The following is a 15082-nucleotide window of genomic DNA, read 5'->3' as shown; positions in this document are numbered from 1 at the left end:
TCTGGTTGAAAAGCCCTCAGTCAGAGGTCCTATACCGATAGCCTCTTCCATGAACCGTGATCAGAAACACCGGTTTTCCGGGGGTCGGCTCGATTTTCTTCCTCAGCTGCGACACGTGCTGGTCGAGGGTGCGGGTAGTCCCCAAATAATCGATTCCCCAGGCCTCATTGAGCAACTGGTCACGAGTAAGAGCCCGATTCGGACACCGGTGAAAAACCAGTAGTAGACGATACTCCATCTCCGTTAGTGGGATGGTCTTATTCCCATTCCTTATCTCTCGGAGCGAAGGCTCCACCTCAACCCCTCCAAAGCGGAAAGCCTCTTCAGGTGCACTTGATTCCATACTCGCACTATTGATCCGAACACGTCTAAGGGCCGCTGCGACTCGCGCGAGAAGCTCCCGAACCCCAAATGGTTTCGTAATGTAATCATCGGCACCCAATTCCAAACCGAGCACCTTATCGATTTCTTCCCCTTTCGCGGTCAGCATCAGAATGGGAACCGCTTCGTTGGAGGAACGCACTTCGCGACATACATCGTAACCACTCTTCCGAGGCATCATGACATCCAAAAGGAGGAGATCCGGTTCTTCCTGACGAAATTGGCGAAGTGCATCGTCTCCATTAGACACTGCAACCACACCGTAGCCCTCTGCCTCAAGCGCGTCGATCAAACCCATTCGGATACTCTGATCATCTTCCGCGACTAGGATGCGGTATCTTTCGCTACTCATCGTTTCTCCTCTGCCATTGTTGGGAAGCTTAAGCGAAAGCGACAGCCGCTCGGCTGATTCTCCATAAGCTCAAGTTGAGCGCTCATCCCCCTTGCGAGCCTCGCTGCGATGCTTAACCCCAGACCACACCCCGACTGCTCCGCCGTCAAACGGTCATCCACTCGGTGAAAGGCATTGAATACCCTCGCCTTTTCCTTGGACGGAATTCCCGGTCCAAAATCAACTACCTCGAGCTGAACCCGATCCCGAACCTGCCGAACCTCAATTCGCACCTTTTCCCCGGAAGCCGCGTACTTTGCCGCGTTATCCAAGAGGTTGACAAGAACCTGTTCGAGCGCATCTCCATCCGCATTCACCTTCGGAATTCGATCTTCGAAAGAGAGCTCTACCTTTAATCCTTCTTGCAGCAACCTCGAGCGATGCGACTCTACGATTTCAGTAATCGCTGTTTCTAGATTCGTTGGCTCAACACGAAACTTGCGGTCGTTTCGATCCAATCGGCTAAAATCGAGCACGTTGTTCACCAGTCGGCTCAATCGCTGAGTTTCCGAAGATATTCTTTCGAGGTAGCGAGCCTTTTTTGCCGGATCCTCAACCTTCTCTTCGGAAAGCATTTCGGCAAACATCCGGATTCCCGTAAGCGGTGTTTTGAGCTCATGAGAAACATTCGCCACAAAGGTCGTCTTCCGCTGTGCCTCCAAAGCATCTATTCTCGATTGCCGAAGAAGAAGACTTCCGGAGAGCAAAATCGCGAGCCCCAAGCCGACAACGATGACCGCACCCAGCACCCTAAACCCCGAACCGAAAGGATTCGTCCCCACTTGGAGTGCTTCCAAAGACCAGCCTGCAAGAGAACTCCCAACACTAAGAGTGACCTCCTCGTAATTACGCTCGCCCAGAGACGAGACGGTTTTCTCGACCGAACCCACAATCTCGCCGCCGGACGGGCTTTGTAAACGAAGTCGCAATCCGTCCGTCTCATTAAGAAAAAGAGTCTTCTTTAGCTCAGACTCCAACGCCACGGGATCCAACCAGACCCCTAACAAGAAATCATTGGTAGCAAAACGAACCCACCCTAATTGTTCGAGCGGATTGTTCTCTGGAATCACGATCCAGCCAGCCAACGGTGGCTCCGGAACGGAGTAGTCTCCGTAGGTAAAAGAATCAATTTGCAAGGATAGTTCCACCTCGTTGAGAGCGGCCTCATCACTCGAGAGTTTCGACTCTTCGAGTTGGCTTTGTGACGCTAAGGATACCGACGGTTCCTCCTCAATCGGAATCAGGGCGTCTGCTTCAGGCTCCAGAATCTGCTTGCGGTTGGCCATATTGAGTCCACGGACGACAGCCAACTGCTCCTGAAGGGCTATACGATTAGTCTCGGATGTTCCGTCCCCGGAAAAGCCTTCATCTTCGGTCTCAACCTCTTCGGCAACACTCGAGCCGACCTTTACCCTGCTCTTCAACTGTGGGGAAAAGGACGAAACGAAACCGTCGGTCGGAGCCAACTCCTCCCTCGCCGCCCCCGATCTCTCAAGGTCGGACGATGGAGAATCCCGGTTTCGCGGAGAAATCGCCGCAAGAACCTGCTTCTCTTCCTCAGACAACAATGCCAAATCCAGCACCTGCGACGGATCCGGTAAATCCCCCCGATCCCCATACCAGAACGTAACCCCATCGCTTTCCCGTTGGGCAAAACCAGCCACCGCAAATGGATTGGAGGCAACTAGTCTGGCCAAAGCAGCTTGCTGATCCCCTGCATTCTCAAGAGCAATCAATGATTCTGTAACCCCGTTTTGAATCTCACTGACCAGCACCGCGAGGTTATCCGAGGCCGCCGCAGCACGGCTCACCAGGGTATCCCGAGCCAGATCCTCGATTCGTTCGGCCTCGCGGTTCAACAACCAAAAAGCCACTACGCCAATTGCTATCGTTGAACAGAACAATAGGAGCCAAGCGAGATGGATGGGCCGAATCTTCATTCGATTAAAGGCCGAGTATTACCGATCAAGCCTACGCAGACGAGCCGTTATCCATCGCTTAACTCCGATCAGATCTTTCGTCGTCAAAGACAGATCCGGACGGGTCGGAGCCCGTCCCTCCCTAAGACTGTTTCCGATCTTCAATATTCACAGAAGGCGAGGGCAGAGCGCAGGTTCACCAAGTGAACCCACGCCCTGCCAAATGACCAATCCGATTACTTTTCCGCCTGTTGAACCGACTGCTGATTCACCTTCTGGAAACTCTCGGATCGATACTGCTTCCGCATTTTATTGGAGAATCCGTCCTCCTCGATCCTGTCCGCTTCCAAAGCGACGCTCTCCCCTACTTCAAAAACGGGGTCCTCGGCAGCATACGGTTCGTACTCAATGGTGAGTTCATCCACCGCAACCCGGAGAGAAGATGCGGCCAATCCAAGCTCTCCTTTATCCGCCAATTTAATAGCCTCCATCTTGGATTCGGCCAATCGGTTTTCGACGACATTTGTCACTACCTGAGTTTGGACTGCACTCGTGACTCTTTCCTCTTCGGCTGAGAAAGATACCGGAACAACGACCTCCTGCCGAATCACATTTTCATTCCCGGCCAGCCGGTAAGCGACCTCTACATCGACCAGCTCGAGGCGTTTTCCTTCCTCCCCTGCCGGAACTTCAACTTCGATCAATGCCAGCTTGTTCAGTCCCCCGTAGACCTGCGGCATTTTCACCGTGGCTACACGACTGTCCTCAATCGAAGCCTCACGCCCGATTCCCCTCAAAACGCGAACTCCGTCCCTTGATCGAATCGTAATTTCAACATCTGTCGCCGCGACGCTGAGAACATCTCCCAACTCCTGCTCAAAAATGCGTGGAAGATCCCTCGCTGATTCAACGAAATAGGTGTTCCCCTGACCAGCTGCTGCAAGAGTCGTCATCACGTCCTCGTTGAAATTCTTACCGAGCCCAACCGTGCTCACGATCAAATCCTCGGCAGCGAGCGAAGTTGCCAGCCTTTGGAAATCCGAAGGCGCGCTCGGTCCTACGTTGGCCAACCCGTCTGAGAGAAGAACCAGTCGATTGACGTATCCGTCTTTGGAGAACTTTCTCAACTCACCGGCAGCCTGGGTGAGACCATAATACAAAGCCGTGCTTCCCTTCGCGCGAATCCTCTCAAGCATTCGTTGTATGGAAAGACGCTGTTCGCGGGTGGCCTTCGTGGCCGGCGCTATCGTGTCGACCGTATCATCGTAAACAATGACAGACACAATGTCATTGGGACCGAGTTGTCCGACAGCCAAACTGGCCGCTTCTATCGCCTGCACAATCTTCTCCCCGCTCATTGAACTCGAGCGATCCAGAACAAGACCCAGGTTTACCGGCGTCCTCTGACCTTCTGAGTCAATCTCATCAGGCTTGACCTCGATTTGAACAACGACTCTTCCGGCTTGATTCGCGTGAAGAACAGGCCGGTCCAACCTTACATCAATCCGAACCGGATCCTTGGCGACATTTCCGGATGCTGAACCGAGAACGGTCCCACCGATCAGTAGACCCGCTAACACACTTTTAAACAGAGTTCCTCTAGTTACACTTTTCATTGAATTCCTTGGTTTATGGTTTCGCGATCATTCGCGTCACCATCTTGCCACCGTGGGCTTTGCAAGTCGTCAGGGAGAGGTCAGACTTTTGTCAGGAAATTGTCAGAAGCCTTCCATATTCATAGTCGTGGAGCGGCTGCTTTAGCTGCCGACGAATGCCACGAAAAAGGTGGTCCATTGCGGACATTGTCTTTTGAGCGACACACCCATGGGAAAGAGGAAATGAGGTCTCATTCCGTCTCGAAAGAGAAGAACTTCAACTTGATCAACCGCGCACCCCGCAACACGCACAGTTTGGCGCGTAGCCGTATTGTCTTGTCACAAAGCCAGTCAGGAAATGGACTGCTATCATGCCCGCGTATTTCAAAATTCGCACTCTCGCACTGTCTTTGGCTACCGTCGTTCTGTCGCTAGTGGTTGGGTGCCAGAGTGCTTCCAATGCAGGCAAATCCGAATCCATTCCCAAAGACGAGAACACCCTCCGCATCGGCATTACCGCCAACATGCCGCCCTTCGTCTTCGAGCAAAACGGAGAGCTCCTAGGGATGGAGATCGACTTTGCCAGGGCTCTTGGTCAGGAGCTTGCGCTCGAGCCTCGTTTCGTACGCATGAATTGGGAAAGATTGATTCCCGCCCTCCAACGTGGAGAGATCGACATCATTATGGCGGGGATGAATTACACCCCAGAACGAGCTGCCGTCATATTTCTTTCCAATCCTTATGTGCGAAGTGGCCAAAGGGCGATGGTCCTTCGAAAAAACGCGTCGAAGTATACCTTTCCGGGGCAGATCGCCAATGCTAACGTCCGCATGGGTGCCGAACGTGGGACCACTGGTGAATTTCTCGTCGAGTCTCGCTTCCCTAACGCAACTCTGCGCACCTATTCGTCCGCTGAGGAGGGTGCAAAGGCCGTAATCAACGAGCGGATTGAGCTATTCATCCACGACGCTCCAACCGTTCTCTGGATGGCCGGCACCTACCAGAATGAGGGTCTGACCGTTGCTCTTCCGGTCCTGACCGAAGACCTCATGGTCTGGGGAGTCTCCCGCCAATCGCCCGCTCTCCTCAGCGCAGTGAACACCGCCCTCCGAAAATGGGCACAGGATGGCACTACCAATGCGATCCTGAATCGCTGGGTCAATTGACATCAAGCTTCGAGTCGTGAACGGGTGCAGTTTTGAACGCGGGGTTGAAAAACCTTTGTGGCGGGAGGGACGGGCTCTGTCCCGTCCGATTGTTTTGGCCGCACGACCACTCTCATGCACGGACCACACGGAGGTGGTCCCTCCCGGAGAGTCGATGAACTTACCCCGTGGATTCAATTACACCCTCATGAACGCCTTTGACACCAGAATTTCGACTCCCGGAAAAAGATCGTTCAGGAAACTCACGGTAGGGCGCAGGCTCCGCCAAGCCGGGCTGGTTAAAAATAGAACCCCGTCTTACTCAACGAGGACGTGGCTTGCCGGAGCCTGCGCCCTACCAAACGATCAGGATCGGTTACCGAATTCAATGGATGAGTTCGGTCCAACAACAGCTTGATCCATGGAAGAGGCCAAAAATACCCAGCGCTCCATTGTCCACCTCGCCTACGACGGCAAGGTGTATAAGACCTTTCTTGGAGACGACAAAGAAGAGCGGTTTCAAAACGAGACCCGCGTTTTGCAATTTCTCGAAGAGCAAGGGTGTGACTTCGTGCCTCGCGTTCTCGAGGCCGACGAAACAAAACTCCTTCTCGTAACCACCAACTGCGGAACTATTGTAGACCGTATCAGCCCTGAGAAGAAGAAACAGACTTTTGCCGAGCTGGAAAGTTATGGAGTTCGTCATGATGACGTCGCTGCCCGCAATCTCACCTACCGGCGGACCGACGGCCGCTTTTGCGTAATCGACTTCGAGTTTGCCACTATTTTGGATCCGGATGGCAATCATCCCCCTCCGGTTGACCTCAACGCCCTCCGAGGCGCTGCAAAAACCGAGCGAAGAATCCATTTGGAACACGAAGACTCAATCCCACCGGGACAAAATCCATGAGTCACCATGGTCCTGCCACTCGGATTCGCTGGGGTGGCTGTACCGATATCGGACGTTCTCGGAAAAACAATGAAGACACATTCCTCGCGCTCAGAGTCTCGGCGCAGGAAGTCCGCTACCTTGGGAAAACCGGCTCCGCATCGCTGGACAAGAACGATTTTATCTTCGCAGTAAGCGACGGCATGGGTGGTGCAAAGGCTGGTGAGTTTGCCAGCCGAATCGCGGTTGATCGGATCACCAAACTCCTTCCCCGCTCGTTCCTCGGTTCTGCGCAAGGATTCAAACGGAACTACGAAGACATTCTTCCGGAACTGTTGATCCAGATCCACGAAGAAATCACCTGGCTCGGTGTCCTTTACGAAGACTGCCGTGGTATGGGAGCCACTCTAAGCCTATGCTGGGTGACTCCTGAATGGGTCTACTTTGGCCACGTTGGTGATTCCCGAATCTATTATCTTCCTCAGTCGGGGTCCTTTCAGCAGATCACGCACGACCACACCCACGCCGGATGGCTACGGCGGAAGGGGAAGATCAATGAGCGGGAGGAGCGCAGCCATCCCAACGGACACCAATTGCATCAGGTATTGGGAGGTGGACTCCAAACCATCGAACCTCAGATCGGAGCCATCAATTACGAACCCGGCGACCGTTTCCTCCTCTGCACAGACGGACTCACCGCCGGCCACTGGGACAGCGCTTTGGCCAACTACTTGCGAAACACTGACTTCGGCAATACGAGGGTTGCAGAGGACCTAGTGAAACAAGCGGTAAGAATCAGCGGGCGAGACAATACGACTGCGGTTCTCTTCGAGCCTGGAGCTTAACCCGATAACCACTTGGATATCGTTGACCGACGGAGAGACGAGTAAGTAATCGATGCCCTCGAAGAGGATGTCTAACTACTTGGTGGACGTAACCGTTCTCGTCTCAAACCCCATCCTTGAGCACGTTCATCACCAGCCAGTCTCTCAATGAGTGAAGAGAGCATCTGCCGCAGGAGTTACTCTTTTTGTCAACCCTATCGTTGAACTTGGTCTCATTCGAAACGCTATGCGCATCGGGTCTCTTTCGATCAAGGAAGCACAACAACTTCTCGAGAAGATTCGGCTTTATTTCAGGGAACCGTGACCTCTGCTGGAGCAGGCCGTACAATCCAACCAAGTAATGCGAGAGTTTGGACCCGAGCAACGGCCATTTCTGTCAATGAGACCTCCGATGATCTATATCAGCGATCTTGATAGGTCTTCCAGACTCGGAAACATTTCTAAAACACATTCAAGAGTGAACAATACGTAAAACCCGTCTCAAAGATCTAAGTACGCTTTCCCAGTTCTCCAAAAAGAGTTTTTCTCAGGGTAATGTCTGTTACGCCCACTATGCCTCAACTTTCGATCACCTAGTACATTACCTTGAAAGAGATTGAAAATAAAACAGTTATCCGATCGCCGTGGCCAGATGAGGTGCCACGCTTTCAACGCTTTTTGGGTTCACCCATTCCACAGCACTTGGAATCATACCCGATCCTTCAACTCACCAATGACGAGAAGAGAATTCTGGGCGCTGCAATCATCTCCGGAACCAGAATATCTCAGAAGAAAACGGCCGAAGTGACCATAAAGATGAGTCCGCGGATTTTAAAATTTCCGGAAAAGAACAATCTCATCGACGCGGTCCTCGCCAAGGCGCGTTCTATCGGATGCAAGTCTGTTTCCTCATCACCACTTGAAAGAGATTCTAACCTTTCCGTTTTCCAGCGAGCGGGCTTTCAGCATGTGAAGACCGAGGAGCTGTGGGTCCTGACACTCGAAAACGTCAAATCCCGATTGGATCGTCTTGCACCGAGAATCAAACTGCAGGAACGGTGGTCGGTAAGAGCTCCCACAGAAGCTGAACTACCTCAGCTGAGCCAGCTCTGCGGCGCGTATGAATTCCTCACGGAGGATGGTGTCAGGTTCGACAAAGCCACTGACAAACCGGGCACCTACTTTAACTCTCAGCTATCCTCGGTGGTCGTTGAAAACGAAAGAATTCTCAGTGCGCTTCTCGTTCAGGCGAGCACAGGCACCAATTGCCACGTAAAGATCCGCGCGACCGATCCTGCAGAAAAGCGATTCTCCGGTGTCTTCAACTTCGCAACGCTCTATGACTCCATGTCGCGAACTCTTGCGGAAGGCTATCAAACCACAACTTTAACAGTTAATCGTGCTAGGGATACTGAAACCAGGAATCTTGCGATTCGCTGCAAAGGGCGTTGTCTTTCGGCAAGAAACCTGTTTCATGCGACACTTTAGATCTAGAAACCAAAAAGCAATGGCCAGATCATCAAAACCAAAACAAATCGTATCCACCGTCGGTGCGACCATGCTTGGAGCCGCTAGCTCCCAAGCGGTCGTAAGTATGGGTGATATCAATGTAGTTCTGGATACGACGGATGATGGCGTCTGGCTCGACGTTCTCACTGGAGCCTTTTTCACGTCAGATCCAAACGATAACACCCAGTTTGATTTAGATATCCTTTTCAGGGATGGAAATGCTGTTATTTCCGACTTCCATGCAAAAGCTGACCTCGGAGTCGCAACTAACGATACCCAAATCATTGTAGGACCCGATGCAGCGGGAACCTCGGTCAAACGGTTCGGACACGGAGAAGTGATCTCTGGAGAGGAATCGGCAGGCAGTGAAACCGAAAATCCATCAGGTGTTGGGAACTGGGGTGGTTTTACGGGAATCGCTTACGTTGGGTTCACACACAGATCTCCTACAACCTCTCAACAAGAATTCGGTTGGCTTGAGCTGGATTATCAAGCAGGCAACCCAGGAGGCAGCATCACGGTGCGATCTTTTGCTTACGGAGATGAGGGAGAAACCGCTCGAGCTGGGCTGATTCCCGAGCCGGCACGCGCTGGGTCAGTAGCCGCACTTCTCGCGGGAGGGGCCGCTTTCTTCAGCCGACGCCGAAGGAACTGAATGAGGCGTTCAGTAAAAAGCTTTTATCAAACGAAAAGACCGCTCTAAATCGAGCGGTCTTTTCGTATAGACTAGTTTCCGTAAGCCTATGCCAAACCCCAAGCTTCTCATGGTCGGATGGGATGCTGCTGACTGGTCAATAGCAGATCCACTGATTGATGAGGGAAAGCTTCCTCAGCTTGCTCAGATCGTAAAAAACGGAACGAGCGGCGCCATTCGAAGCATTCCTCCTTTCATTTCTCCCGTGCTCTGGACATCTATCGCCACTGGGAAAAGTCCAGCAGAACACGGAATCGCAGGCTTTACCGAATACAACCCGAAAACCCGCAAGGTTCAGGCAACCGGAAGCCACAGTCGCAAAGTCAAAGCACTGTGGAACATCCTGTCCCAAAGCGGATTCAAAACCAGCATTCTTGGGTGGTTTGCGAGTCACCCGGCAGAAGCGATCAGCGGAACCTGCGTTGCAGAAACTTTCGCAAAACTCAGGGTAGGCGATGATCCGCAGCAGGTGCCTACGGGAAGCGTTGCTCCGGCCGACGCAATCCCTCGCCTTGCCAAACTTAGGGTGACTCCTGAAAAGGTCGATCTTCAGCTTCTGGGATTTTTCATCCCTCGGATCAAAGAGATCGACCTTAGAAGAGATAAACGCCCCGACAAACTACTCGAGCTTCTCAGCGAATTATACTCCATCCACAACGCGGCGGTTGCGACTCTACAGGATGATCCCGATACGGACTTTCTTGCCGTATATTACCATTTCCTCGATCTAGTCTCTCACGAGTTCATGATTTATGGAGGACCGCGACGTCCAGATGTTTCAGCTCGTGACTTCAACCTATATTCCAAAGTCGTCGAACAGGCTTACCGTTTGCAGGATCTCCTCCTAGCGGATTTGATAAGTTATGCCACGCCAGACGTGAACTGTTTGGTGCTGAGCGACCATGGTTTCCTCTCTGGTTCAGAGCGGCCGACACACACGCCAAAGATCACCGCGGGATTAGCCGCATGGCACCGCCCGGAAGGCCTGGTTGCCATGGCAGGTCCGGGCTTTCGAGCTGGGGCAAGAGTGCACGGTGCTCGGCTGTATGATATAACCCCTACGATTCTCCACTTGTTTGACCTACCCGTAGGCAGCGACATGGAGGGTCGAGTTTTACTGGACGCCTTCCAAGTAACATCAATCGAACCTACCACTGTCGAAAGCTGGGAAAACCGTGGTCCAACCCTCGAGTCATTCCAAACGCACCATCCCCAAGCTGAGGATTCTTCAGCACTTCTGGATCAATTTGCGGCTCTCGGTTACCTTGAGCTTCGCGACAATCCATTTGCTTCGCCTACGGAACTTACTCGCCGCGAGAACGCGTGGAGTCTCGGGTTAGCCCTCCTTGACGATCATCGATACGAAGAAGCACTCCCTACTCTTGAAGAAGCGTTTTTTCTCAGTCCAGAGGAGATTCACATCGCGTCGCCCTTAGCCCAGTGCCAAATCGCCCTCGGATTAAAAGAGGAAGCTCGGCAATCCATTGAGTGCATCGAGGACTCTGATTGCGACGACCCCGGCATAAGCCTACTCCTCGGCGAAATTTACGGTAATCTCGGCGACTACAGGAGCGCTTTTTCACACCTTCGAAATGCAGAAAGACTTGGAGGAGACCCAAAGAGGGTCCGAGCTCTTGAGGGGCTGACTTTACTGAAAGCGAAACGGTTCGAAGAGGCAGAGAAACTCTTTCGCCAACTCGTTGAAGGGAATGTTGACGCAAGTTTCAGGCTCGGCCTCTGCCGGAGTCTTCTGCGCCAAGGGAAGTTCGAGGAAGCCACACCCCTAATTCGTGACTTCGTAGAACAGCATCCAGGAGATGCGAATGGATGGTTTACTTTCGGACAAGTATTGAACGAGACCGAGAATTCCGAGGAAGCCAGCAAAGCATTCAAGACGGCCCTCGAGATTAATCCTCATTTCCTCAACGCCAAGATCAACTGGAGTAGTGTAGAACGAGAGCGACTCGCCTCGGAGGGCCATTTTATTCCCTTCACCGAACCCAACCTCGATTTTTCCAATCCCGAATCCCCCCAGGATCGCCTTCGCAAAGATCGGTCGGAAAAAATCAACCGTATACGCGAGGAATCGAAAATGCGCCGTCAAAAATGGATTACAGATCGAGACGAGAGTCGCGCATCCTCCAAAATGATCGAGAAGTTTGATAAGGATTTTCGCCTGAGCGGGGCCGATCCCATTATCATTGTCTCCGGCCTCCCCAGGTCTGGAACCTCCATGCTCATGCAAATTTTGGGAGCCGGAGGCATACCTTTAAAGACCGACCCCCTTCGACCGGCAGACGAACACAATCCTAAGGGCTACTATGAATGGTCGGAAGTGAGAAGACTCCATCAAGAACCTGACGTTATTCGAGGAGCAGCTGGAGCGGCGGTGAAAGTAGTGTCTACAGAGATCACTCATCTTCCACTTAACCTGAACTACAGAATCATTTGGATGGATCGGCCGCTCAATGAGGTGCTGGTCTCTCAAAACAAGATGTTGGCGTCCCAGAGCCCGGATCCTGATACCCCAACAAAGGAGATCAGTGCTTCGGAACTGGGAGAGCATAGAGACCGATGTCTTGAAACGATCCGCAAACTCACTCTCCAAAAAGACACTCGCACGGAGTTATTGGAAATCAACTATCACTCCTTCATCGAGAATCCGATGGAAGCCTGTACTCGGGTGCAAACATTCCTCGGAAGCAAAATCATCGACGCTGCCTCGATGCAAAAGGCAATCGACCCTGCCCTCTGGAGAAATAGAGAGTAGCTAAAGTCTTTTGACATCATGGCCCAGAAAAGTTGGTGTCATCCCCGGGCGGCCGAAGTTCCCTTCGAATAGCGCCAAAGTTCGATCCACGCTCACCACCCTGGAACTGAGCTCCTGGGCTTCCAAAGTTCATGGCCTCGGTTCCACGAACCGGGGAAAGTTCCTTAGAAAACCCTTTTCATCCACCGCTTCCCCGTCCACCCATTGGCGGCCGGGGATCGATGGGTGCGGCTACTCAAGCTTTCGAAAGGACAGGCTCCCCGAGTAGGTCCTGGTAATCGGTCACCGAGCCACCTTCGCGACAGCACTCGATGATCTTCTTCCCTAATGGGTGGAGATCTGGGGAGTCGAAGTTCTTCAACTCGCTCAGGAAGAAGTCGCGCAGGATACCCGCGCCCACGTCGTAGGCTTCTTCCCCGACTTCAGGCTGCTTATCGACATTGAAGAACCAGGAGCCAATCGTCCGTCCTTCGACGAGGATCGATCCGGGATTCCACCCGAGAAGGGGGCAACGCGACGGTTTCACCTGTTCATCGTTGAAGGCTGCCCCACCCCGGCGAGCCAGATACTCTCGGGTAATCCACTGCGGCATAAAGCTGACTTTCCAGCAGCCGACGTGTTGATTGGGAATTAGCACATAACGCACCAAGGGAGTATCGACGATTTGCTCAAGCAATAGGTTGGCCTGATCCACCCGACGCCCCGTGGCAAAGGGCCAATAGGAACCCACTCCCTCGGAGGACATACCCTCCGTATCGACAATGCTCGGGTTGGCATGCCCTCGAGGTGCGACCAGCCGCCAGAGCCATGCAAGAGCCGGAGGCAGGACGTGGAACATACCGATAATACCATAGGTGGGTTTCTTCTTCGTGCAGGGTGGGCAGCGCACCCCGAAGCTCCTCACGTCAACATCGACCGCACCATCAACCACTCCGGGAATGACCCGGCGAGGCACGACGACTCGCGGATTCGGACAAGGAGAACCGGGCTCGTCCTCAATATGCTCCCAGATGAGCGCGGTGCTATCCGGTTTCGCATCAATGTTGAGAAAGAGAAGTCCTTCCGACGGGTTGATCGTCATCCGCTCAAGGTGGGGATCGACACCATATTTCTCGATGTGATTCACCCGCAGAAACCACGCGTCTTCGGCGTCCATCAGGGTCAGTTTGCCTTTGCCCTTCGACAGCGATGGATGGCAAAGAGCCATGTCATCCGTAACCGCGCCCAGTTCGCAGTTTTGCGGTAGGCTGAGAAAACGGGATTCGCCGGTCTCGGTATTCTTTCCCATGAGGAGAGATCCATCCGCTTCGCGATGCGCTTGCTCCAGCAACTCACTTTTTCCGCCACCACTGGCGCCCTCATGGGAAATCACAATGCTCGTTTCGTAGGGAGTTACCACCTTTACCGTTGAGCAATGCATGGTCAGCCAATGCTCAGATTCACCAAGATTGAGGAGCACGCCGTAGATTCCCTTCTTGGCACTGGGTCCGGGATAGAGGTTGTAGCTGTAAAGCTCATGCATGCCGTTGAGCCGATTGTGGACGACCACCTGCCTGCCATCGAAGTGAGTGTGCCGGAATGGAGGAGCTACATAAATGACCGCTTTGGGCGAAAATCCTTCGGGGATCTCGTCTGGCGTCAGCATTCCCTGAAGCAGTGCTAGCCCCATTGCAAAGAACCCTGCGTTATCCGGAGCGATCACGATCGCATCCGTTCCTTTTCCCTCGATCCCGGCCGAAAACGGGAAAACCGCCAATGGCTGACCAGCCAGCCAATCGAAGGTGTCTTCCCGCAGCTCGTTGAAGTCTGAACCGAAACGCTCCCGGAACGTCGGCTTGTCGGTCGCGCGGTCGTCACCGATGACCATACAATCCGGATCCCGCCTCCGCATGTAGGGCTCAAGGTAATTCGCCGCGATGCCATTCTTCACCCGGCACACTTCCGCCTCGACAACTTCGCCCCTCCCTTCCACTTCGTAAGATACCTTGTGATACCCCCGCTCATCGCGATCCCGAATCGCCAGGGCGTGGAGATCTGCAACGCTTTTCGGAACCGATACCTGCGGTGCTCTAGCCAGCAAAGCAGCGACGGATTCCGGCAATTCGAACGGAAGGAGAGGATGTTTGTATTCAGTGGCTGTGGTCATGGTGAACGAGCGACCCTAGAGAGATTTTTGATTTTCCGCTCGGCATCTGGTGCCAAACTGTGCATTAGTTGACCTCAATGCGTGCATTTTTCAGATAAAAATGACTAATATTGCAAAGGAGGTCCTTTTTGCTCGTCTGATGAGATCCGGGTTGGCCGAACAAACCGTAAACGACTTCTTTCAGCTCACGGGAATTGAAATCGAAATCGCTACTTCCAAAGAATTGCCCAAGAAGAACCGTAGTCGTTTCTCAGTTCCCTTTTTTGTCGGAAAGGTTCAGGTGGCTGCTTTTCTTTGTCCGGCTGACCTCCCTGCCGACCAAAGAAATTCTCTCAAGAGGCTGCTTGCAATGGTCGCGGAAGCACTCGGCAACCGGATCCTCTACCAAAGCGAGGGTGTTCTCGGAGGCGCTCTTCCCGGACAAGTGATGCTCGCAGCGCGCTTGCTCCGCGAGAAGGGCACTCAAGGACACATCACCTTGGGCATGATTGCAGATCAGGTCGGCCTAGGACGCGAAAGGCTGTCCCGCCTCTTTCATGCGAGTCTGGGTATCACCTTCTCGGAATACTTGAACCAAGTGCGTCTCGACCATTGCCGAGAGCTACTCCGCAATTCCCGCAAACCTATTACGGACTGCGCTTTTGAAAGCGGCTTCCAATCTCTCTCCCAATTCAATCGTCGCTTTAAAGCTGCAGAAGGGATTACTCCCGGCGAATACCGAAGACGCAGTTTCGAAAAGGCGCATTTTGATTAGACCGAGAAGAGCAGAACCCCTAAAGACCTTAGGCATTTGTCGCTGAAATTTGGTAACTTTCCGTC

General features: G+C 53.0%; 11 protein-coding genes. 7 read left to right on the top strand and 4 right to left on the bottom strand.

All coding sequences use genetic code 11. From position 1 onward, the window contains the following. Positions 1-16: 16 nt before the first annotated feature. The 3 genes from AAGJ81_04905 to AAGJ81_04895 all read right to left on the bottom strand — a co-directional run bounded on the left by AAGJ81_04905 (position 17) and on the right by AAGJ81_04895 (position 4307). A complete protein-coding gene (locus tag AAGJ81_04905; GenBank protein ID MEM0965469.1) occupies positions 17-733 on the bottom strand; it encodes a response regulator transcription factor in 717 nt (238 codons plus the stop codon). Continuing rightward, entirely contained in the window at positions 730-2712 is a 1983-nt protein-coding gene (locus AAGJ81_04900; GenBank protein ID MEM0965468.1) for a HAMP domain-containing sensor histidine kinase, read from the bottom strand. The genes AAGJ81_04905 and AAGJ81_04900 overlap by 4 nt, the downstream gene beginning before the upstream one ends. 215 nt (positions 2713-2927) lie before the next feature. Beyond that, positions 2928-4307, bottom strand: a complete 1380-nt coding sequence (locus AAGJ81_04895; protein ID MEM0965467.1) for a VWA domain-containing protein — start codon at positions 4305-4307, stop codon at positions 2928-2930. A gap of 350 nt (positions 4308-4657) precedes the next feature. Between AAGJ81_04895 and AAGJ81_04890 the strand changes: the two genes are divergently transcribed. The 6 genes from AAGJ81_04890 (at position 4658) to AAGJ81_04865 (ending at position 12117) form a co-directional block, all read left to right on the top strand. Further along, complete coding sequence (locus tag AAGJ81_04890) at positions 4658-5452, top strand: transporter substrate-binding domain-containing protein (GenBank protein MEM0965466.1); 795 nt, start codon at positions 4658-4660, stop codon at positions 5450-5452. 400 nt (positions 5453-5852) lie between these two features. Further along, positions 5853-6341, top strand: a complete 489-nt coding sequence (locus AAGJ81_04885; GenBank protein ID MEM0965465.1) for a serine/threonine protein phosphatase — start codon at positions 5853-5855, stop codon at positions 6339-6341. Then, positions 6338-7165: a protein phosphatase 2C domain-containing protein gene (locus tag AAGJ81_04880; protein MEM0965464.1), complete on the top strand. Its 828-nt coding sequence runs from the start codon at positions 6338-6340 to the stop codon at positions 7163-7165. The genes AAGJ81_04885 and AAGJ81_04880 overlap by 4 nt, the downstream gene beginning before the upstream one ends. A 636-nt stretch (positions 7166-7801) precedes the next feature. Beyond that, entirely contained in the window at positions 7802-8632 is an 831-nt protein-coding gene (locus AAGJ81_04875; GenBank protein MEM0965463.1) for a hypothetical protein, read from the top strand. A gap of 19 nt (positions 8633-8651) precedes the next feature. Next, a complete protein-coding gene (locus tag AAGJ81_04870; protein ID MEM0965462.1) occupies positions 8652-9308 on the top strand; it encodes a hypothetical protein in 657 nt (218 codons plus the stop codon). 88 nt (positions 9309-9396) lie between these two features. After that, complete coding sequence (locus AAGJ81_04865) at positions 9397-12117, top strand: alkaline phosphatase family protein (GenBank protein MEM0965461.1); 2721 nt, start codon at positions 9397-9399, stop codon at positions 12115-12117. 235 nt (positions 12118-12352) lie between these two features. On the opposite strand, the gene AAGJ81_04860 is transcribed toward AAGJ81_04865, so the two are convergent. Beyond that, positions 12353-14263, bottom strand: coding sequence for a DUF4914 family protein (locus AAGJ81_04860; GenBank protein ID MEM0965460.1), 1911 nt, complete (start codon positions 14261-14263; stop codon positions 12353-12355). Positions 14264-14363: 100 nt separating this feature from the next. Between AAGJ81_04860 and AAGJ81_04855 the strand changes: the two genes are divergently transcribed. After that, the gene (locus AAGJ81_04855) at positions 14364-15017 is read left to right on the top strand and encodes a helix-turn-helix transcriptional regulator (protein MEM0965459.1); all 654 of its coding nucleotides are present in this window, start codon (positions 14364-14366) and stop codon (positions 15015-15017) included. Positions 15018-15082: the final 65 nt, after the last annotated feature.

This window comes from Verrucomicrobiota bacterium, from assembly GCA_038744685.1.
Classification (GTDB): domain Bacteria; phylum Verrucomicrobiota; class Verrucomicrobiia; order Opitutales; family Puniceicoccaceae; genus Puniceicoccus.
Note: the sequence above shows the minus strand (reverse complement) of the source record. Positions and strands in the feature narration are given on the sequence as shown.

Coding starts and splice junctions, on each gene's coding strand:
- AAGJ81_04905 (MEM0965469.1), bottom strand. CDS start 733: ATGAGTAGCGAAAGATACCGCATCCTAGTCGCGGAAGATGATCAGAGT.
- AAGJ81_04900 (MEM0965468.1), bottom strand. CDS start 2,712: ATGAAGATTCGGCCCATCCATCTCGCTTGGCTCCTATTGTTCTGTTCA.
- AAGJ81_04895 (MEM0965467.1), bottom strand. CDS start 4,307: ATGAAAAGTGTAACTAGAGGAACTCTGTTTAAAAGTGTGTTAGCGGGT.
- AAGJ81_04890 (MEM0965466.1), top strand. CDS start 4,658: ATGCCCGCGTATTTCAAAATTCGCACTCTCGCACTGTCTTTGGCTACC.
- AAGJ81_04885 (MEM0965465.1), top strand. CDS start 5,853: ATGGAAGAGGCCAAAAATACCCAGCGCTCCATTGTCCACCTCGCCTAC.
- AAGJ81_04880 (MEM0965464.1), top strand. CDS start 6,338: ATGAGTCACCATGGTCCTGCCACTCGGATTCGCTGGGGTGGCTGTACC.
- AAGJ81_04870 (MEM0965462.1), top strand. CDS start 8,652: ATGGCCAGATCATCAAAACCAAAACAAATCGTATCCACCGTCGGTGCG.
- AAGJ81_04865 (MEM0965461.1), top strand. CDS start 9,397: ATGCCAAACCCCAAGCTTCTCATGGTCGGATGGGATGCTGCTGACTGG.
- AAGJ81_04860 (MEM0965460.1), bottom strand. CDS start 14,263: ATGACCACAGCCACTGAATACAAACATCCTCTCCTTCCGTTCGAATTG.
- AAGJ81_04855 (MEM0965459.1), top strand. CDS start 14,364: ATGACTAATATTGCAAAGGAGGTCCTTTTTGCTCGTCTGATGAGATCC.